The sequence below is a fragment of the Streptomyces sp. NBC_01288 genome, assembly GCF_035982055.1.
In the GTDB taxonomy this organism is placed as follows: domain Bacteria; phylum Actinomycetota; class Actinomycetes; order Streptomycetales; family Streptomycetaceae; genus Streptomyces.
In genome coordinates this window covers 880,751-900,535 of record NZ_CP108427.1, presented here as the reverse complement: position 1 = coordinate 900,535, position 19,785 = coordinate 880,751, and the positions used below count along the sequence as shown (strand labels likewise).

Sequence of the window (19,785 nt, the reverse complement as noted above, 5' to 3'; positions counted from 1 at the left end):
GGGGCGCGGGGAACTGCGCGACCAGCCACATACGACCCGCACCCAGCAACAAACAGAACCTGGCAGACGCTTACGCCCCCCAACCAGCCTGCTGCCCCCCCACCCGCTCAGCAACAATCCGCTCCTGCCACCCGCTGGAGCGATACGCCGCAATCGGGTCAGGGGCGAGCCCCTGTTCCTCCCGCAACTCCCTCAACAACGGCCGCACGTCAGTGTTATACGCGTCCATCACCACGGCATTCGCCTCCAACACATCACCGGCCCGCTGAGCCGCACCCAGGGCGACAGGGTCCACCAGCAACGCCTTGGCGGTAGCCTCCTGCACATTCATCACCGACCGAATGATCGCCGGAATCTTCGCCTCGATGTTGTGACACTGATCCAGCATGAAGGCAACATCCGCGGTGAACCCCCCACCCCGAATCACCTCATACATGATCCGGAACAACTGAAACGGATCAGCCGCCCCCACCATCAGATCATCGTCCGCATAGAACCGAGAGTTGAAGTCGAACGCCCCGAGCTTCCCCTCCCGCAACAACGTCGCCACGATGAACTCGATATTGGTCCCAGGCGCATGATGCCCGGTATCGACCACGACCTGAGCCTTGGGCCCCAGCTTCAGACAATGCGCGTACGCGGTACCCCAGTCCGGCACATCCGTCGCATAGAACGCCGGCTCGAAGAACTTGTACTCCAGCAACATCCGCTGCCCGTCCCCAAGCCGCTCGTACACGGCCGCGAGCGCCTCCGCCAACCGATCCTGACGCGCGGAAAGATCATCCTGCCCCGGATAGTTCGTCCCGTCGGCGAACCACAACTTCAGATCGGCGGAGCCCGTCGCATCCATGATGTCGACACACTCCAGCAGATGATCCAGCGCCTTGCGCCGCACCGCCGCATCGGGATGGCACACACTTCCGAGCCGGTAGTCGTCGTCCTGGAACGTGTTCGAGTTGATCGCGCCGAGCTTCAGCCCGTGGTCCTCCGCGAACTTCCCCAGCGCCCCGAAGTCGTCGACCCGGTCCCACGGGATGTGCAGGGCGACCGTAGGGGCCACGCCGGTGAACTCGTGGACCTTCGCCGCGTCCTCCAGCTTCTCCTGCGGAGTCCGGGGAACGCCCTCCTGGGCGAAGACCTTGAATCGGGTCCCCGAGTTCCCGTACGCCCACGACGGCGTCTCGACTGCCTGGGTCTGGAGAGCGGCCTTCACCGCGGCGAGATCGGTCACTTGAGGGCTCCTGTGACGTGCGACGGAACGGCGTGTGTATGAAACGATTCAGAGAGCGAAGTTATGAGCCTCCCGAAGGGGTGTCAAGCCCTACGGCGAAGCCTGTGGCCCGTGACTCCAATGTGACCTTTGGCTATCGAAAGTTTTTCGAGGCGGACCCATTGACGTGACAAGGCTGGCGCGCCTAACGTCCCGGCAACCAAGTTGAAACCTTTCACGACGCTGTGAGGGCCTACCCGCCGGCGTCGTCGAGGAGCCCCTCATGACCCACCCGTCAGAAGCGGGTCCGGCCCCGGTGCTCGCGCTCAAGGGCATCTCCAAGTCCTTCGGCGCGGTGCGCGCCCTGCGGGACGTGTCCCTCGAACTGTTCCCCGGTGAGGTGCACGCACTCGCCGGTGAGAACGGCGCGGGCAAGTCCACTCTCATCAAGACCCTCGCCGGTGTGCACCGGCCCGACGCCGGCCAGGTGCTGCTCGACGGCGCGCCCGTCCTCTTCCACGGCCCCGGTGACGCCCGCGACGCGGGTATCGCCGTGATCTACCAGGAACCGACGCTCTTCCCCGACCTGTCGATCGCCGAGAACATCTTCATGGGCCGCCAGCCCCGCCGCGCGCTGGGCCGTATCGACCACAAGGCCACCTACGCGGCGACCGCGGCCCTGATGAAGCGGCTCGGCGTCGAGCTGGACCCCGACCGTCCGGCGCGCGGACTGTCCATCGCCGACCAGCAGATCGTGGAGATCGCCAAGGCGCTCTCCTTCGACGCCCGCGTCCTCATCATGGACGAGCCGACGGCCGCCCTCACCGGCAGCGAGGTGGCCCGCCTCTTCGGCGTTGTCCGCACCCTGCGCGAACAGGGCGCCGCCGTCCTGTTCATCTCGCACCGCCTGGAGGAGATCTTCCAGATCTGCCAACGCGTCACGACCCTGCGCGACGGCGCCCTGATCTCCAGCGAGCCCATCGACGGGATGACCGAGGACGATCTCGTACGCCGCATGGTCGGCCGCGATCTCGACGAGCTGTACCCCAAGCAGGACGTCGAACCCGGTGAAGTCGCCCTGAGCGTCAAGCGGTTGACCCGCGAGGGTGTCTTCACCGATGTGTCCTTCGACGTACGGCGCGGAGAGATCGTCGGTCTCGCCGGACTCGTCGGCGCCGGCCGCACCGAAGTCGCGCGGGCCGTCTTCGGCATCGACCGGTGGGACGCCGGCGGGGTCGAGGTCGACGGCAGGTCGCTGACGAACGGCGCCCCTTCGACCGCGATGGCAGCGGGGCTCGCCCTCGTCCCCGAGGACCGACGCGCCCAGGGCCTGGTGATGGACATGTCCATCGAGCGGAACATCGGCCTGACCGGCCTGCGGACGACCGTCAGGGCCGGCCTCGTCGACCGGGGCGCCGAGCGCAGCCGTTCCCTCGACTGGGCGGTGAAGCTGCACGTCAAGTACGCGCGGATCGCCGACACCGTCAACACCCTCTCCGGCGGCAACCAGCAGAAGGTCGTCCTCGCCAAGTGGCTGGCCACCGGCCCGAAGGTGCTGATCGTCGACGAGCCGACCCGTGGCATCGATGTCGGGACCAAGGCCGAAGTGCACCGGCTGCTCAGCGAGTTGGCCGCCGACGGGGTCGCCGTCCTGATGATCTCCTCCGATCTGCCCGAGATCCTCGGCATGGCCGACCGCGTGCTCGTCATGCACGAGGGCCGCCTCACCGCCGAGATCCCCCGTTCCGAAGCCACCGAGGAAACCGTGATGGCCGCAGCCACCGGGAGGGCCGCCGCATGAGCAGCGCCTTCATGACGATCGCCGTTCTCGGGAGGGCCGCCGTATGACGGTCACGGCTCCCAATCCCGCGCCCGCCGCCGAAGTGCCCGAGTCGAGCAGCACGCGGCTCGTCGACCGGGTGTTCAAGATGCGGGAACTCGCCATCCTGGTCGTCTTCCTGGTGATGATCGGCATCACCCAGGCGGGCAACAGCGAGTTCCTGTCCGAGCAGGGCATCAAGGACCTGCTCCTCAACGCGACCATCCTGGTGCTGGTCGCCACCGGTCAGTCGCTGGTCGTCATCACCCGCAACGTCGACCTGTCCGTCGGCTCCACCCTCGGCATCACCGCCTTCGCCACCGGCACCTATCTCCAAGGTGGTGGCAACGCTGTCATCGCGATCCTGCTGGCGGTCCTGCTCGGTGTCGGACTCGGCCTGGTCAACGGGCTGTTGGTCAGTCTGGGGCAGGTGCCCGCGCTGGTCGTCACGCTCGGCACGCTCTACATCATCCGGGGCGTCGACTCCATCTGGGTCGGCTCACGGCAGATCACCGCCGCCGATCTCCCGGGCGGATTCGTGGACTTCGGCTCCGGCGGCCTGTCGGCCGTGCCCTGGCTGGCGATGATCGCGCTCGCCGTACTGATCGCCACCGCCTACTACCTCAAACACTTCGGCAGCGGACGGGAGTTGTACGCGCTCGGCTCCAACCCCGAGGCCGCCCGGCTCGCCGGCATCCCCGTCCGCAAGCGGATCCTCGCCGCGTACACCTTCTGCGGCGGACTCGCCGGACTCGCCGGCGCGATGTACCTCGCCCGCTTCGGCAACGTCGACTCCGGCACCGGCACCGGATACGAACTCACCGTCGTCAGCGCGGTGGTTGTGGGTGGCGTGGTCTTCACCGGCGGCTCCGGCAGCGTCTACGGCGCGGCCCTCGGCGCACTCCTGCTGACCTCCATCAACAGCGTGCTGCCCGCCCTCGGCGTCAGTTCCGTCTGGGTGCTCGCCATCAACGGCATCCTGCTCATCCTCGCCATCGCCGTCGACCGGATCGTCGCCCTGCGTGTGGCCACCGCACTGAAGAAGAGGAACGCCCGCCATGCCTGAGTCGTTGACGCGCGCGATCCGCTGGGACACGGTCGTCGGCGCCCTGCTCATCGTCCTGCTGCTGTTCTCCTTCTCCTTCGTGGACGGCTTCGGCAACGCGCTGAACCTGTCGTTCCTGATCGGCAACACCCTTCCCATCGCGCTGATCGCCCTGCCGATGACGCTGCTGGTCGTCTCGGGTGAGATCGATCTTTCGGTCGCCTCCACGGCGGGGCTGTCGGGCGCGGTGATGGGCAAGCTGTGGAACGACGGGATGACCATCGAGACGATCATCCCGATCTGCCTGCTGCTGGGCGTGGTCTGCGGGTTGATCAATGGGCTGTTGGTGACCCGGCTGGGGCTGCCGTCCCTCGCCGTCACGATCGGCACGCTCGCCGCGTATCGGGGGATCGCGCAGATCGTTCTCGGCTCCGATGCGGTGACCGATTTCCCCACGCAGTACCTGGACTTCGCGTCGGGGCGGCTCGGGGGCACGTTCCTTCCGCAGGCTTTTCTGCCCTTCCTCGTGTTGCTCGCGATCGCCGTGGTCGTGTTGCATGCGACGCCGTTCGGGCGGTCGTTGTTCGCGATCGGGGCGAATGTGGAAGCGGCGCGGTTCGCCGGTATTCGGGTTCGGCGGCAGAAGTTGATCCTGTTCACGGTGACGGGGTTGATGGCCTCGCTCACCGGGGTGTTCTGGGCGCTGCACTACGCCAGTGCTCGGTATGACAACGCGACCGGGCTCGAACTGTCCGTCGTAGCCGCGGTGTTGCTCGGCGGGATCGATTTCGACGGTGGGAAGGGGACGTTGGGAGGTGCGGTCGCCGGGGTGTTTCTGCTCGGGGCGTTGCAGAACGTGATGAGCCTGGTGAATGTTTCCGCGCAGTCTCAGATCGTTGTCACCGGTGTTCTGCTCGTGGTCTCGGTACTTGGGCCTCGGGTTGCTCGGCAAGTCGCTGTCTCTCGGGCCGCGGCACGATCCACCTAGTCGGTCGGTTGGCGGCTGCGAGTCCGTTGTGGCTGGTCGCGCCGTTCCCCGCGCCCCTGAAAAGGGGCGCTATCACTCAACCTCGTATCAAAGGAATCCCTGCCATGCGCAAAACATCCCTTCGGCGGGCCTGTGCCGCCCTCGTTGCCGTCACTTCGCTCACCCTTGTCGCCACCGCTTGTGGTGGTACCACCAAGAAGGATGTGAAGGACGAGAACACCGGGTCGGCCGTCACCGGTGGCAAGGCCGATCCGAATGCCGCGCTCAAGAAGGGGCTCACCGTCGCCTTCCTGCCCAAGGCGGTCAACAACCCGTACTTCACCACGTCCGACAAGGGCGGCGAGAAGGCGCTCACCGAACTGGGCGAGAAGTACAAGGAAGTCGGCACGACCAGTGCCACCGACACCTCCGGTCAGGTCTCCTACGTCAACACGCTCACCCAGCAGCAGGTGAACGCGATCGCCGTGTCCGCGCAGGACCCGGGCGCGCTGTGCACCGCGCTCAAGCAGGCCATGAGCAACAAGATCAAGGTCGTCACCTACGACTCCGACACCAACCCGGAGTGCCGCAACGCCTTCGTCTCGCAGGCCAGCGCCGAGGACCTCGGCCGCACCGAGGTGCAGTTGCTCGCCCAGCAGATCGGCTACAAGGGCGAGATCGCGATTCTGTCGGCCGCGCAGACCGCGACGAACCAGAACACCTGGATCGGCTTCATGAAGGAGGAGCTGAAGGACCCGAAGTACAAGAACATCAAGCTGGTCAAGGTCGCCTACGGCAACGACGACGCCCAGCAGTCCTTCCAGCAGACCCAGGGTCTCCTCCAGGAACACCCGAACCTGAAGGGGATCATCTCCCCGACCACCGTCGGCATCAAGGCCGCCGCCCAGTACCTGTCCGGTTCCAAGTACAAGGGCAAGGTCAAGCTGACCGGCCTCGGCACCCCCAACGACATGCGCAAGTACGTCAAGAACGGCACCGTCGACGGCTTCGAGTTGTGGGACCCGGCGAAGCTCGGCGCCCTCGCCGCGCAGACGGCGGTGGCGCTCGTGTCGGGGCAGATCACCGGCAAGGAGGGCGAGACCTTCAAGGCCGGCGGGACGTCGTACACCATCGGCAAGGACGGCGTGATCAGCCTCGGCAAGCCGACCGTGTTCGACGCGAAGAACATCGACCAGTTCAACTTCTAGTAGCCGAAGTCCCTTAAACCGGAGGGCTGTTGATGCAGCGTGTGTGCTTTCTGCTGAAGGTTCGGGCGGACCGCCTCGACGAGTACCGCGAGCGGCACGCCGCCGTGTGGCCCGAGATGCTCGACGCGCTCTCGGCCACCGGCTGGCACAACTACTCGCTCTTCCTGCGTGAAGACGGCCTGCTGGTCGGCTACTTGGAGACCGAGGACTTCGCCGCCGCCCAGGCCGGCATGGAAGCCACCGACATCAACTCCCGCTGGCAGGCGGAGATGGCGCCGTTCTTCGAGTCCCTGGACGGCGCCCGTCCCGACGAGGCGATGAAGCCCCTCACCGAGGTCTTCCACCTCGCGTGATCCCCCACAGGAGCCGTTCATGAGAAGACGCGCCGTGCTCACGACCGCCATACTTGCGGCCGTGGCAACGCCGGGCATCGCACGGGCGGCCGACCCCGGCCCGTCCGTCACCAAGAAGAGCACCACCCAACTCGACGCCCAGGCCGTCTACTTCGTCTCGTACGACGGCCTGGTCAACAACAACTCGTTCCAGAAGAACGGCCTGTTGACCTACAAGGGCTACCAGTACGCGGTCTGGTACACCGCCACCAAGCACGCCGTCGTCGCCCGCCGCGTCCTCGGCGGTTCCACCTGGTCCACGATCACCCTCTCCCACACCCTCAAGAGCGACGACTCCCACAACGTCATCTCCATGGGCGTCTCCCGCGTCGACGGCCGTCTTCACCTCGACATGGATTCCCACAGCGACGGCTTCTTCTACGTCAAGTCGGTCGCCGGCCTTCTCGACAACCCGGCGTCCACCGCCTGGACTTCGGCCGTCCTCGGCGCCGTACAGACATCACTGGACGGACTCGCCCTCACCACCCAGTTCACCTATCCTCAGTTCATCGCCACCCCTGAAGGCAAGCTGCAACTCAGCTATCGTGTCGGGATCTCCGGCAACGGACGCAACGCCCTTGCGGAGTACGACGGTTCGACCTGGACGGCGCTGGGGGAGTGGAGCAGCTCGACCGGCACCTACACCAGCGCGCACGGCTCCAGCACCGCCCGCAACATGTACCTGCACGGCATCGACTACGACGTCAACGGCCGACTGCACTCCTTCTTCACCTGGCGCGAGCAGTCCGCCGCCGTGATGTGCAACAGCGGCGGCATCACCAACCACGACACCGGCTACGTCTACTCGACCGACCGGGGCCGCAGTTGGCGCAACGACGCCGGAACTGCCGTAGGAACGACGGGTAGTTCGAACACCGTGGCCGTCACGGACGCCGGGTTGGTCGTCGACCCGCTCGACCCCGACCACTCCCTGATGAACCAGGAGAGCCAGTCCACCGACTCGACCGGCCTCCCGCACGCGATCATCAGCTACGTCCCCGGCCGCTTCGGCCAGTGCACCACCGACTACGTCACCGACCGCACCGCCAACGGGCGCGCCTTCCACGTCCGCAAGAACTCCGCCGGGACCTGGCAGAAGACGGAGATCCCGGTCGCCCTCAACTCCAGCCAGCGCACCAAGCTGGTCCTGGACAAGTACGACAACGCCTACGCGGTGCTGCCCTACGGCCGTGTCGCGGGCGCTTCGAAGGCCTCCGGATACACCGACTGGGCGCTGCTGTACGACGGGAGCGGCCTGAACGCGTTCGGTGAGGTCGTCGTCGACGAGCCACGGGTGAAGGCGGACAACGTGCTGTCGTTCATGTACCAGGAGAAGTCGAGCGGTACGACCCCCTCGGCACTCCACGTCGTCGACTTCGCCCTCCCGGCGTGAGCGGCGCCGCCGCAGGAGTCGGCACAGGTCATGGCGGTAATGTGAAGACCTGCCCGCCGCCCCATGTCACCCTGGAGGTCTCCGCCTGATGGCCCAGCCGGTGGGTATCAAGGACGTCGCCCGCGCCGCCGGAGTCTCCGTCGGCACGGTCTCGAACGTCATCAACCGCCCGGACACCGTCGCCACGGAGACCCGGGCCCGGGTGCTGTCCGCGATCGACCGCCTCGGCTATGTCCGCAGCGAGTCCGCGCGCCAGTTGCGCGCCGGGCGCAGCCGGATCATGGGGCTGCTCGTCCTCGACATGGGCAACCCGTTCTTCGTGGACGTGGCGCGCGGCGCCGAGCGGGCCGCGCGTGAATCGGGGCTCGGCGTGATGGTCTGCAACAGCGCGCAGAGCCCCGTCGAGGAGGCCGACTACCTGTCCCTCTTCGCCGAACAGCGGGTGCGGGGCGTGCTGTTGACCCCGGCCGACGCGACCGGACGCAACATCGAGTCGTTCCGCCGGCACGGCATCCCCTTCGTGCTCGTCGACCGGGTCGCCGAGGGCACCACCGAGTGCTCGGTCTCCGTCGACGATGTCGCCGGCGGCGCGCTCGCCGTACGGCACCTGATCGACGCCGGGCATCGCTCGATCGCTTACGTCAGTGGCCCGCCCGGCTTCAACCAGGTGCGGGACCGCCGTACGGGCGCGAAGAACGCGCTCGCCGAGGCCGGTCTCGACCCGGACACGCTGCGCGAACTGCCCACCGACCGGCTCGACGTGGCATCTGGGCGCGATGCCGGCGCCCGGCTGCTCGGCCTCGCCGACCGGCCCACGGCGGTCTTCTGCGCGAACGACCTCCTCGCCCTCGGCGTGCTCCAGGCCATGTACGCGGCCGGGGTCGGCGTCCCCGACGACCTCGCGATCGTCGGCTACGACGACATCGAGTTCGCCGCGGCGGCGGCCGTACCGCTCACCTCGGTGCGCCAACCGGCCGTCACCATGGGCGCGTTGGCCGCCGAGCTGCTCCTGGAGGAGACGGAGGCGGAGACCGCCGCGCGTCCGCACGAGCACCGGCGGGTCGTGCTCCAGCCGGAACTGGTGGTGCGCCGCTCCAGCCTGGCCGCCCGCTGATCGGTCGGTCAGTAGTGATCCGTAGGATTTCATGATCCAGGGGGTCGGATATCGGACGCGCATGTGCTGAGATGTGACGCGGCCCGTAAATCGTCCGTCCCAGGAGACCCGTTGTCCGTCAGCTACCGCCAGCCCGGCGTCGTCCTCACCGACCGCCACTTCACCGTGCCCCTCGACCACGAGGACCCCACGGGCGAGACCATCGAGCTCTACGCCCGTGAGGTCGTCGCGAGCGACAAGGCGCACCGTGAGGACCTGCCGTGGCTGCTCTATCTCCAGGGTGGACCCGGTTTCGGGGCGAATCGTTTCGTCGGTAGGCAGGCCTGGCTCGACCGCGCGCTCGACGAGTACCGCGTCCTCCTCCTGGACCAGCGCGGCACCGGCCACTCCACCCCGCTCACCCGGCAGACGCTCCCGCTCCGCGGCGGCCCCGCCGAGCAGGCCGAGCACCTCACGCACTTCCGCGCCGACTCGATCGTCCGGGACTGCGAGACGATCCGCCCGGCCCTCACCGGCGGCGCCCCCTGGACCGTTCTCGGCCAGAGCTTCGGCGGCTTCTGCGCGGTGAACTACCTGTCCACCGCCCCCGAAGGCCTGCGCGCCGCCGTCCTCACCGGCGGCCTCCCGTCCCTCGACGCCCACGCCGACGACGTCTACCGCGCCGCCTACCCGCGCATCGAGCGCAAGGTCGCCGCCCACTACGACCGCTATCCGCAGGACGTGGACCGCGCCCGCCGCATCGCCGAGCACCTGATGCGGCACGAGCCGGTCCTGCCCAACGGCTACCGGCTCACCGCCGAGGCCTTCCAGTCCCTCGGCATCATGCTCGGCGGCAGCGACGGCAGCCACCGCCTCCACTTCCTCCTGGAGAACGCCTTCGTCCGCACCCCGAGCGGCCACGAACTCTCCGACGCGTTCCAGGAAGAGGTCCAGAACTCCCTCTCCTACGCCGGCCACCCCCTCTACGCCCTCGTCCACGAGTCGGTCTACGGCCAGGACAGCCGCCCCACCGCCTGGTCGGCGGAGCGGGTCCGCGCCGAGTTCCCGCAGTTCGACGCGGCCAAGACCCTGGCCGGCGACAGCCCCCTCCTCTTCACCGGCGAGTCCATCCACCCCTGGATGTTCGACTGCGACCCCGCCCTGCGCCCGCTCCGCGACACCGCCGAACTCCTCGCCGCTCACACCGACTGGCAGCCCCTCTACGACCCCGCACGCCTGGCCGCCAACGAGGTCCCGGTCGCCGCGGCCGTCTACCACGACGACATGTACGTCGACGCGACCCACTCCCTCCGGACCGCCCGCGGGATCCGCGGCCTGCGCACCTGGGTCACCGACGAGTTCGAGCACGACGGGGTACGGGCGGGCGGCCCGCGGGTCCTGGACCGCCTGCTCGCTCTGACACGGGACGAGGCGTAAGGCAGCGGCTCTGCGGCCGGCGCGCGGGCTCCACCGGGTGGCCGTCGAGGACATGCAGTGTCGAAATGTCCGGCATATGGTTTATTTCGATGAATACCAAGCCACTGAACAGCAAGTCGCTCCGCCGGGGGCGCCCGGCCGCCCTGGTCCTCGCCGTCGTCGCGGCGAGCACGGTCGCGCTGGTGTCGTGCGGCGACGACAACGACAGCTCCGGCAGCAGCTCGCAGGCTTCCACCCCGGACACGGCCTCCTTCTCGGGCATGACACCGTCGGCCCTGAAGTCGGCCGCGTCTTCGGCGGTCGCGTCGGCCCGCGCGCAGGCCTCCGCCGCCGCGTCCTCCGCATCGGCCGCCGCGTCCTCCTTCGAGGCCTCCGTGTCGTCCGAGGTGGCCCGCGCGAGCAAGGACGCCCAGAACGAGCTGAAGGACGTCAAGGGCCAGGGCAACGCGATGTCGGACGTGGCCATGACCGGCAAACCGCGCGCCCAGACCGGCGGCCTGCTCGCCGTCCTCGTCACCATCACCAACAAGACCGACAAGAAGGCGTCCTACGCCGTCCAGGTCGACTTCCTCGACTCCTCGGGGAAGGTGGTGGAGACCCGTTACGTCGGCGCCGAGAACCTCGCCCCCGGCGCGAAGGCCCAGCCCGTCGCCATCAGCGCCCAGCCTCCGGAGCCGGTGCTGACCCCCAAGTTGGCGAAGGCGCAACGCTATTGAGAAATCCGGTGCCTCGACGAGGCACCGGATTCCCCTTCCGGGCTAGAAGGCCGCCGTCCTGTCCTCGCTGCGCGGGTCGGTCACCCGGTGCTCGGTGTAGACGCCCGCGCGTGCCTCACGACGCCAGGGACGGCCGTAGGTCACCGCGTCGGCGGCGGCCTCCGAACTGTCGTCGAGGTTCACGAAGGCCACCGACGCCGAGTCGTCCGAGGGGCACCGCGCGAGCCAGTGCCCGTTGGGAGCGACGATCCCGGACGGTGCGGTGCCGCTGTGCTGCGCGGGCACCGACAGGCTCACCCAGTAGCTGTTGACCGCGGCATGGCCCTGGGCCTGGGCGGCGATGTTGCCCGGGGTGCCGCTGGTCGAGAACAGGACGCAGCCGACGTCCGACTCCTCGTACTCCGCGAACAGTTCCGGGTAGTGGATCTCCATGCCGAGCAGGCAGCCGAAGCGCATCCCGTCGACCTCGAAGGTCACCGGTGAGACGCCCGGCGAGTACATGTACGAGACCTTCGTCCTCGACAGCAGGCGCTCGTCGTAGCGCGTGACGACCTCGCCGCGATCGGAGATGACGTAGAGGCTGTTGTGCGGACGGTTCGGGCCCGTCAGGCGGTGCACCGATGGGACCACCGTCCACAACCGCAGCTCGCCGGCCAGCTCGGCGATCGCGGCCAACTCCGCCTGGAGAACCGGCCATTGGCACCGGTCCCAGTCCGCCGGGCCGACCGCGTCCGGGCCGTCGACGGACATGACGAACTTGTTGGGAAAGCAGATCGCGCCTTCCGGGAAGTGCGTGATCCGCGCCCCCTGAGCACTGGCCTCGCGCATCAGCGCACGGACCTCACGCCCGCTCTCGCGCAGCGCTTCGACGTCTCGGGGGTCTTCGCGTACGGGGGTCTGCGCCACGGCGAGCCGCACGCTCCTGGTGTTCCTTGCTTCCGGCATGACGTCTCCTGATGGAGTCGGACGGAAGTGCCGGAGGGCGGTCGTATAGGACTCGCCGGTCTTGGCGGCGCGGGCGCGCACCTGGCGCTTGAAGTTCCTACGGGCTGTCATCGCGGCCTTCCACGCCTTGAGCGACGGCTCCCCGGCAACCCCGCCCGAGGCGATCGGGCTGCGACAACGACCTGAGACACTGGTCCCTTTGCCTCCGCTGGGAGACCGTGCCGGGGACGGTCGTGGGAGGTTCGGCGTAGGCCACGCAGTCGGTCATCATGCCGTCGCGTGCGGGCTCCGTCAATATCCTTCAGTACGTCCAGCGAGCCGTCCGACGACCGGCCGCCGGCGAGAAATCCACGACGGGGGCGGTATGAACGACGAGGAACTTCTGGCCGACCGCTTCGAGGAGCACCGGGGCCGGCTGCGCGCGGTCGCCTACCGCATGCTGGGCTCGGTGCCGGAGGCGGAGGACGCCGTCCAGGAGACGTGGCTGAAGCTCAGCCGGACCGACGCGGACGACATCAGGAACCTCGGCGGCTGGCTGACCACGGTCGTCGGCCGGGTCTGCCTCGACCTGCTGCGCTCCCGTACGTCACGCCGCGAGGACCCCATGGACGAGGCCTTCGCCGAGACCTTCGTCCCCGACCCCTTGATCAGACCGTTCACGGAGCTGGACCCGGAGGAGGAGGTACTCCACGCCGACTCGGTGGGCCTCGCCCTCCTCGTCGTCCTGGAGACCCTGGAACCCGCCGAACGGCTCGCGTTCGTCCTGCACGACCTGTTCGCGGTGCCCTTCGACGACATCGCCCCGATCGTGGAACGCGGCTCGGCCGCCACCCGCCAACTGGCCAGCAGGGCCCGCCGCCGAGTCCAGGGCGCGAGCCCGTCGACCGCCCCCGACCTCGCCCGCCAGCGCGAGATCGTCGAGGCCTTCCTCGCCGCCGCCCGCGAGGGCGACTTCGACGCCCTCGTAGCCCTCCTCCACCCGGACGTGGCCCTGCGCGCCGACTCCGGAGCCCTCGTGCGGGGCGCCGCCGCGTCCAAGTCGATGCGCGGCGCGGGCGCGGTCGCCGAACAGGCGCTCATGTTCGCCCCGTTCGCCCGCTACGCCCAACTCGCCCTCGTCAACGGCACGGTGGGCGTCGTCAACGCTCCCGAGGGACAGGTCCTCTCGGTCATGGGCGTCACCGTCGCCGACGGCCGGATCACCGAGATGTACATCCTGTCCGACCCGGATCGGCTGGCGCGCCTCGATGTGAGCAGGTCAGTACGCTGAACGGCATGGAAGATCACATAGCGGCCCGCTCCGACCTCCGCGGCGACTGCGAGCGCTGCTTCGGCCTGTGCTGTGTGGCACTGCCGTTCGCCACCTCGGCCGACTTCGCGCTCGACAAGGCCGCCGGGACGCCGTGCCCGAATCTTCAGGGCGACCACCGCTGCGGAATCCACGCGAAGCTCCGGCCCAGTGGCTTCACCGGCTGCACGGTCTACGACTGCTTCGGCGCCGGGCAGCGGGTCTCGCAGGTCACCTTCGCCGGCCAGGACTGGCGCACGGCTCCCCGGGAGCAGGCCCGGCGGATGTTCGACGTGTTCCCCGTCGTACGGCAGCTTCACGAACTGCTCTGGTACCTGACCGAAGCGCTCACCCTGCCCGCCGCCGGCCCGGTCCACCCCGACCTGCGCCGGGCCCTCGGCCGTACCGAGGAACTCACGCGCGGGACGCCCGAAGAACTCGCCGCGCTGGACGTGGGCGCGCATCGGCAGGAGGTCAACGTGCTGCTGCTCCGGAGCAGTGAGCTGGTGCGGGCCGGGGCGCGGGGCAAGAAGAAGGAGCGGCGGGGCGCCGACCTCATGGGTGCCCGGCTCAGGGGCGCCGATCTGAGCCGGGCCAATCTGCGCGGTGCCTACCTCATCGCCGCCGATCTCACCGGGGCCGATCTGCGCGGTGCGGATCTGATCGGTGCCGACATGCGGGACGCCGATCTCACGGACGCGGATCTGACCGGCGCCTTCTTCCTCACCCAGCCGCAGGTCAACGCGGCCCGGGGGAGCGCCGGGACCAGGTTGCCGGAGTCAGTCGTCCGTCCCGTGCACTGGACAGCGGGGCTCTGACCGCGCCTCGTCGGGGACCGTGACCGGTGCGGGGGCCGCTGCCGTGGTGCGGCGGTCGAGGTGCAGGCGCAGGCCCTCCGGCATCAGCGTCAGACGTTCGGTCACACGCAGGCGGTACGCCGGGTCGGGGCGCAGTTCGTAGCGGCGCAGCAGCAGGCCCAGGACCAACGTCGCCTCGTGCAGGGCGAATTGGCGGCCGATGCAGGCCCGCGCGCCCGTCCCGAACGGCTTGAAGGTGTGCGGGGCGCGGGAGCGTACCGCCTTGGCGTCGAAGCGGTCCGGGTCGAACTCCTCGGCGTCCGCGCCCCACACCTCGGGGTCGCGGTGCAGCATCGGCGTGAGGATCAGCGCCCAGCCGCCCCGGCGCATCGGGTGGACCCCGGTCAGTTCGGTGTCACGGGTGGCCTCACGGGCGTACGCGGGGGCCGTCGGCCAGAGCCGCAGCGACTCGTCGAGGATCCGGCGGACGTAGCGCAGCTTGGCGACCTGCTCGTAGCCCGGGATCTGCGTGTCGCCCCACACCTGGTCCACCTCGGCGCGGGCGCGGGCCGCGATGTCCGGGTGGCGGGCGAGGTAGTGCAGGGCGAAGGACAGGGAGCCCGAGGTCGTCTCGTGGCCGGCGACGAGGAAGGTGATGACCTGGCGGCGGACGTTCTCGGGGGAGAGGCGTTCGCCGGTCTCGGGGTGGCTCGTGTCGAGCATGCGGTCCAGGAGGTCGCCGTCGCCGGTTCCGCTCGCCTCGCGGCGGGTCCGCACCATCTCGTCGACCGTGCGGTTGAGGTAGGCGATGTCCGCTTCGTTGCGGCGAGTTGCGCTGCGCAGCAGGAGCGGGGCCAGCGGCGACGGCACGGAGTTGAGGCGCTGTGCGTAGCTGAGCGTGCCCACCATCGACGTCACGAAGGGGTGCGGGCGGTCGCGTTCGAAGGAGCCGAAGTCATGGCCGAAGCCGGTGCGCGAGATCGTCTCCAGGGTCAGCTTGGTCATGTCGGCGGGGACGTCCACCGAGCGTCCGGCCGTCAGTTCGCGGTCCCAGCTGTCGGTGAGGCGCTCCGCCACGGACAGCATCATCGGGTGGTAGCCCGCCATCGCCTCGCGGCTGAAGCCGGGGGCCAGGACGTCGTGCGCCAACTGCCAGTTGGGCTCGTGGTTGTACGCCGTGAACAGCCCGTCCCCCGCGACCGGCCGCAGGTTCGCGACCCCGAGACCGACATGCTTGGCGAACCGCGACTCGTCCGCCATGTCGGCGACCAGATCGGCGCCCCACACGAACACGAACTCTTTGCCGAACGCCTTCCGCCGGAAGATCGGGCCCAGCTGACGGGCGTAGCGCAGCGTGTCCTGGAGGGGGGTGCGGCGGTCGGCACCTAGGACGTCACCGAGCAGCGGGACCCGGCGCGGGGGATGCGGGATGCGGTCGAGGTGGGGCCAGCCCTGCTCGGCGCCCCGGAATCCCTTCGGCAGCGCGGTCGGCGTCGCCGTCGTCGTCTCCGCCATGACGCGATCTCCCTTGATCCTGCGGACCGTTGAGGGGCACAGAGCCTGTTGTACGTCGGTTCAATAACGTGTTTCAGTGTGATCCCGTCGGCGAACCGACGTCAAGTAAAGTGCGGGAATGGCCGCGAACCAGGGAGGGCGCACGCGCCGTCGGCTCAGCACCGAGGAGCGTCGGGAGCAACTCCTCACGGTGGGCGCGCGGTTGTTCTCCGAGGATCCGTACGACGACGTGTGGATCGAGCAGGTCGCCGAGATCGCCGGGGTCTCCCGCGGGCTGCTCTACCACTACTTCCCGACCAAGCGGGACTTCTTCGCGGCCGTCGTCGAGCGCGAGAGCGAGCGGATGCTGCGGATGACGGAGGCCGTGCCGGGAGTGCCGGCCCGTGAGCAGCTCGCCGTCGCCCTCGACACGTATCTGGAGTACGTGCACACCCACGCGCACGGCTACCGCGCCTTCCACCGAGCCGACGCGGCGGGGGATCAGACCGTACGGCGGGTCTATCAGCGGGCGTTGGCGGCGCAGGAGCGGCAGATCCTCGCCGCGCTCGCCGCGGATCCCGAGTTCGGGCCGGCCGTGGCCGAGCGGCCCGACGCGAAGCTCGCGGTGCGCGGGTGGCTGGCCTTCACCACCGCCGTCTGTCTGGAGTGGCTGCGGGGGCCGGAGTTGAGCCGGGAGCAGGTGCGCGATCTGTGCGCGCGGGCGCTGTTGGGCGTCATCTCGCCCTGAACTCGTCCTGGAGCCGCCCGGAACTCGTCCTGGACGACTTGGTGGAGAGATTGCGTGGCGTGGTTGGCGTGCGCCCCGATCTTCGGTAGGTTAGGCAAGGCTTACCTAAGGAGGTTCAGGGATGGGTGACAGCCAGACGTGGACGGCCGTGCCTGCCGCGGCCGAGCGAGCCCGCTCGGTGCTCGCCGCCGCATGGTCCTGCGCGGTGACCGCGGAGGGCGGTCGCGAGGAGTTCGTCGGTGCGCACAGCGTGGACGACGACGGCCGGGTGCTCCTGCAAGTGCCCGAGGACAGCGCCCTGTTGGCGGCCGCGATCTGCGCGCCCCGCGGAGAGCCGTCCGCCGTCCTGGAGTTCGCGGACGTCGCGCCCGTCCCCGTGCGCAACCGTATCCGGGCCCGGCTGTGGATGGCCGGCTGGTTCGTCCCCGAGGACGACCAACTCGCCTTCCGCGCCACGCGCGTGGTGCTGCGCCCGGCGACCGGCGCGGTCGTCGTCGACCTCGACGAGTTCGCCGCCGCCGAACCCGACCCGCTGGCCCTGGCCGAGGCCCAGCTGCTGACCCACCTCGCCGACTGCCACTCCGACGCGGTCGAGCGGCTCACCCGGCTCGTCGAACCCGACAGCCTGCACGGCGCGGTCCGCGTCCAGCCCCTCGCCGTGGACCGGCACGGACTGACGCTGCGCATCGAGCGCGCCCGCGCCCACGGCGACGTACGGCTGCCGTTCCACGCGCCCGCCGACACGGTCTCCCACCTCACCGAGCGCATGCATGTGCTGCTCACCCAGGCCAGCGCCGCGTCCTGCCCGCGCCCCCTACAGCGGCAGCGCACAGACGGCGACCGGTGAGGCGAACGGCTCGCCCGCGAGCGTGAGTTGACCCGTGTTGTCGTCCACATGGAACACGCTGACCGTGCTCGACCTCTGGTTCGCGGTGAACAGCAGCGTCCCGTCCGGCGAGAGCGCGATCTGCCGCGGGAAGTCACCGGACACCGGTACCGTGCCGAGCAGCCTGAGCCGGGCGCCGTCCGCCTCGACGGCGTACCGGGCCAGGGTGTTGTCACCGCGGTTGGCGAGATAGGCGTACGCGCCGTTCGACGTCACCAGGATCTGCGCCGGGTAGTTGGTGGTACTGCCCGTGCCGCCGCTGGACTGCGGGGCGCCGATCGAGAGGGCGCCCGTGCCCGGGTCGTAGGCGCAGACCGCGATGGTGTCGTCGACCTCGTTGGCCAGGTAGGCGTACCGGCCGCCGGGGTGGAACGTGAGGCTGCGCGGGCCCGCGCCCGCGCGGGTGTGTGCCTGCGAGACCTCGGCGAGCGTGCCCTTCGTGGTGTCCAGGCGGTAGGTGTAGACCGTGTCGGTGCCCAGGTCGACGGCGAGGACATGGCCGCCGTCCGGAGCGGTCACGAACTGGTGCGCGTGCGGCCCGTCCTGCCCCGGGCCGGGCTGCGGACTGGAGTGCTTGGCCAGCGCGGTGCGTTCGCCGAGCGCGCCCGAACTGTCGATCGGGTGCACGGCCACGCTGCCCGACGTGTAGTTGGCGCTGAGCAGCCAGCGCCCGGTGGGGTGCACGGACAGATGGCAGGGACCCGCGCCGCCGGTGCTCCGCGCGCCGAGGACCTTGCGGTCCGCCAGTCGTACGGCGGTCACCGCGCCGGCCGTCTGCTCGTCGACCGCGTACAGCGTGCGGCCGTCGGGGTGCACGGTGAGGTACGACGGGTCGGCGACCCCGGTGAGCGTGCCCGCGCCGGTGATCTTGCCGGTCGACGCGTCGTAGGTGGCCAGGCCGATGCCCGTGCCGCCGCCGTCGACCGAGGTGTAGGTGCCGAGGTAGAGGGGGCGGGGGCCGGAGGCCTTTCCGGCGGCGGGTGGTGCGGCGGGTGCCGGTGCCTTCGCGGCCGTCGAGCCCGTCGTAGGAGTGGTTCCGGGGTCGGCCGGTGCCGAAGCCGGTGCCGGGACCGCGATCACCGCCGCCGTTCCGCCCAGGGCGCCGATGAAACGGCGCCTGCTCCAGCCCTCGCGTGACGCCTCCGCACCACTCGTCATGCCCACACCCTCAGGTCGTCGCTCGCCTCGGTCGTCACAGCAACCTTGGCGTGCGGGGCCTGTTTAGCGCAAGACCGGCAACGGGCGTTGCGTTCAGTGCAACGAGTGTCGGGCGGGTGCCCTGCCCAGTCGACTGCCCGGGGATGGCCTACCAGTCGCCGTCCTCCACCGGCTTCCCCTGCGCGTCCTTGATGGGCTGCACCTGGTCGGCCGCGGGTTCCTGCCAGGGTTCGTGGTCGTCACCCAGCCAGTCACCGACCGGCTGGACCGCGCCCAGGGTGTCGGTGGGGGCGAGATCCTCGGCGTCCTGGTCGTAGTAGTCGAACCAGGGGAGCCCCGCCCGGGTGTACGCGGCACGGTCCACCGGTGACGGCGGCGGGGCCTCGCCGGTGATGCGGCGCCACTCCGGGGGCGTCACCAGGTGCACGAAGACCCGCCCGGCGGGCGCGTCGGCCCAGTCCTTCAGGGGGCGGTCGTCCTCGTAGACCTCCTGGTGCATCGAACCGCCGACACCGAGTCCCATGGCAGCGGCGGCGCGGGGGCTCGGTGCCGGTGGGGCGCCGGGCGCGGACATCATCGGCGCGGCGGGCATGCCGTAGCCGCCGGTCGGCAGGGTCGTCGTCCGCGCCCGCTCCGAGCGACGTCGCTCGGCCTCGCGCCACTTGGTCAACTCCCGCTCACCGAGCGGGAAGGACTGGAGTTGGACGCCGCCCCACACCTCCTCGCCCGTGACCTGCCCCTCGACCGTCGCGCCGAGACCGAGCGGGACCGCCACGAACTGACGGACCGTGTCCTTGCCGGAGTTGATGCCGTCGAGCCACGGCTGGCGGGGCAGCACCACGTAGTTCTGCGGGTTCCGGGACAGCCGGTCGCTCCACGGCTCGCCCGAGACCGCGCACACCTTGCCCACCCCGACCTGAAGTGCGGCCGGCTCCCGCGTGCCCGCGAAGCTCAGCCACATCGCCTCACGCAGATACACCGGCAGCAGCACCCCGCCCCGCGCGCGCCACTCCGCGGGCACCGTGTCCGGGAAGTCCGCGACCCGCCGGACCGGGAACTCGCCGATCCCCGGCGGCAACGGATGCGTACCCGTCTCGGGCAGCCGCAGCGTGCGGACGAACCGCACCGCCACCCCACCGGGCAGCCGCAAGGTGTTCCCGTCGATCCGTACGGTGCTGTCGGTCATACG

18 protein-coding genes are annotated in these 19,785 nt (G+C 69.6%); 13 read left to right on the top strand and 5 right to left on the bottom strand.

Annotated features, from left to right (window positions below):
- Nucleotides 1–70: 70 nt before the first annotated feature.
- Entirely contained in the window at nucleotides 71–1,231 is a 1,161-nt protein-coding gene (gene rhaI, locus OG194_RS04115; RefSeq protein ID WP_327399445.1) for an L-rhamnose isomerase, read from the bottom strand.
- Nucleotides 1,232–1,493: 262 nt separating this feature from the next.
- Between rhaI and OG194_RS04110 the strand changes: the two genes are divergently transcribed.
- The 9 genes from OG194_RS04110 to OG194_RS04070 all read left to right on the top strand — a co-directional run bounded on the left by OG194_RS04110 (nucleotide 1,494) and on the right by OG194_RS04070 (nucleotide 11,280).
- Entirely contained in the window at nucleotides 1,494–3,011 is a 1,518-nt protein-coding gene (locus OG194_RS04110) for a sugar ABC transporter ATP-binding protein (RefSeq protein ID WP_327399444.1), read from the top strand.
- 43 nt (nucleotides 3,012–3,054) lie between these two features.
- The gene (locus OG194_RS04105) at nucleotides 3,055–4,095 is read left to right on the top strand and encodes an ABC transporter permease (RefSeq protein WP_327399443.1); all 1,041 of its coding nucleotides are present in this window, start codon (nucleotides 3,055–3,057) and stop codon (nucleotides 4,093–4,095) included.
- Nucleotides 4,088–5,062 (top strand): ABC transporter permease, encoded by a 975-nt coding sequence (locus OG194_RS04100; protein ID WP_327399442.1) that lies wholly within the window; start codon nucleotides 4,088–4,090, stop codon nucleotides 5,060–5,062. Before OG194_RS04105 ends, OG194_RS04100 begins: the two co-directional genes overlap by 8 nt.
- A 104-nt stretch (nucleotides 5,063–5,166) precedes the next feature.
- Nucleotides 5,167–6,249, top strand: coding sequence for a rhamnose ABC transporter substrate-binding protein (gene rhaS, locus OG194_RS04095; RefSeq protein WP_327399441.1), 1,083 nt, complete (start codon nucleotides 5,167–5,169; stop codon nucleotides 6,247–6,249).
- A 32-nt stretch (nucleotides 6,250–6,281) separates the two neighbouring features.
- Nucleotides 6,282–6,602 carry an L-rhamnose mutarotase gene (locus tag OG194_RS04090; RefSeq protein ID WP_033278944.1) on the top strand — a complete coding sequence of 107 codons (321 nt, stop codon included), beginning with the start codon at nucleotides 6,282–6,284 and terminating at the stop codon, nucleotides 6,600–6,602.
- 19 nt (nucleotides 6,603–6,621) lie between these two features.
- Nucleotides 6,622–8,034 (top strand): BNR repeat-containing protein, encoded by a 1,413-nt coding sequence (locus OG194_RS04085; RefSeq protein WP_327399440.1) that lies wholly within the window; start codon nucleotides 6,622–6,624, stop codon nucleotides 8,032–8,034.
- A gap of 88 nt (nucleotides 8,035–8,122) precedes the next feature.
- Nucleotides 8,123–9,148 carry a LacI family DNA-binding transcriptional regulator gene (locus OG194_RS04080; RefSeq protein WP_327399439.1) on the top strand — a complete coding sequence of 342 codons (1,026 nt, stop codon included), beginning with the start codon at nucleotides 8,123–8,125 and terminating at the stop codon, nucleotides 9,146–9,148.
- A gap of 111 nt (nucleotides 9,149–9,259) precedes the next feature.
- Entirely contained in the window at nucleotides 9,260–10,564 is a 1,305-nt protein-coding gene (locus OG194_RS04075) for an alpha/beta fold hydrolase (protein ID WP_327399438.1), read from the top strand.
- Nucleotides 10,565–10,653: 89 nt separating this feature from the next.
- Entirely contained in the window at nucleotides 10,654–11,280 is a 627-nt protein-coding gene (locus tag OG194_RS04070; RefSeq protein WP_327399437.1) for an FxLYD domain-containing protein, read from the top strand.
- A 42-nt stretch (nucleotides 11,281–11,322) separates the two neighbouring features.
- Here the strand turns inward: OG194_RS04070 and OG194_RS04065 are convergent, their stop codons facing one another.
- The gene (locus OG194_RS04065; protein WP_327399436.1) at nucleotides 11,323–12,336 is read right to left on the bottom strand and encodes a carbon-nitrogen hydrolase family protein; all 1,014 of its coding nucleotides are present in this window, start codon (nucleotides 12,334–12,336) and stop codon (nucleotides 11,323–11,325) included.
- A 253-nt stretch (nucleotides 12,337–12,589) separates the two neighbouring features.
- Between OG194_RS04065 and sigJ the strand changes: the two genes are divergently transcribed.
- Entirely contained in the window at nucleotides 12,590–13,495 is a 906-nt protein-coding gene (sigJ, locus tag OG194_RS04060) for an RNA polymerase sigma factor SigJ (RefSeq protein WP_327399435.1), read from the top strand.
- A 5-nt stretch (nucleotides 13,496–13,500) separates the two neighbouring features.
- The gene (locus OG194_RS04055) at nucleotides 13,501–14,331 is read left to right on the top strand and encodes a pentapeptide repeat-containing protein (RefSeq protein ID WP_327399434.1); all 831 of its coding nucleotides are present in this window, start codon (nucleotides 13,501–13,503) and stop codon (nucleotides 14,329–14,331) included.
- Here the strand turns inward: OG194_RS04055 and OG194_RS04050 are convergent.
- The gene (locus OG194_RS04050; RefSeq protein ID WP_327399433.1) at nucleotides 14,293–15,825 is read right to left on the bottom strand and encodes a cytochrome P450; all 1,533 of its coding nucleotides are present in this window, start codon (nucleotides 15,823–15,825) and stop codon (nucleotides 14,293–14,295) included. The two genes, OG194_RS04055 and OG194_RS04050, sit on opposite strands and share 39 nt — an antisense overlap.
- A 118-nt stretch (nucleotides 15,826–15,943) precedes the next feature.
- Between OG194_RS04050 and OG194_RS04045 the strand changes: the two genes are divergently transcribed.
- Complete coding sequence (locus OG194_RS04045) at nucleotides 15,944–16,552, top strand: TetR/AcrR family transcriptional regulator (RefSeq protein ID WP_327399432.1); 609 nt, start codon at nucleotides 15,944–15,946, stop codon at nucleotides 16,550–16,552.
- Between the two features lie 121 nt (nucleotides 16,553–16,673).
- Nucleotides 16,674–17,399, top strand: a complete 726-nt coding sequence (locus OG194_RS04040) for a DUF2470 domain-containing protein (RefSeq protein ID WP_327399431.1) — start codon at nucleotides 16,674–16,676, stop codon at nucleotides 17,397–17,399.
- On the opposite strand, the gene OG194_RS04035 is transcribed toward OG194_RS04040, so the two are convergent.
- Together OG194_RS04035 and OG194_RS04030 are read right to left on the bottom strand one after the other, a co-directional pair.
- A complete protein-coding gene (locus OG194_RS04035; RefSeq protein ID WP_327399430.1) occupies nucleotides 17,367–18,596 on the bottom strand; it encodes a lactonase family protein in 1,230 nt (409 codons plus the stop codon). The genes OG194_RS04040 and OG194_RS04035 overlap by 33 nt on opposite strands.
- A 148-nt stretch (nucleotides 18,597–18,744) precedes the next feature.
- Entirely contained in the window at nucleotides 18,745–19,782 is a 1,038-nt protein-coding gene (locus OG194_RS04030) for a hypothetical protein (RefSeq protein ID WP_327399429.1), read from the bottom strand.
- Between the last annotated feature and the right edge of the window lie 3 nt (nucleotides 19,783–19,785).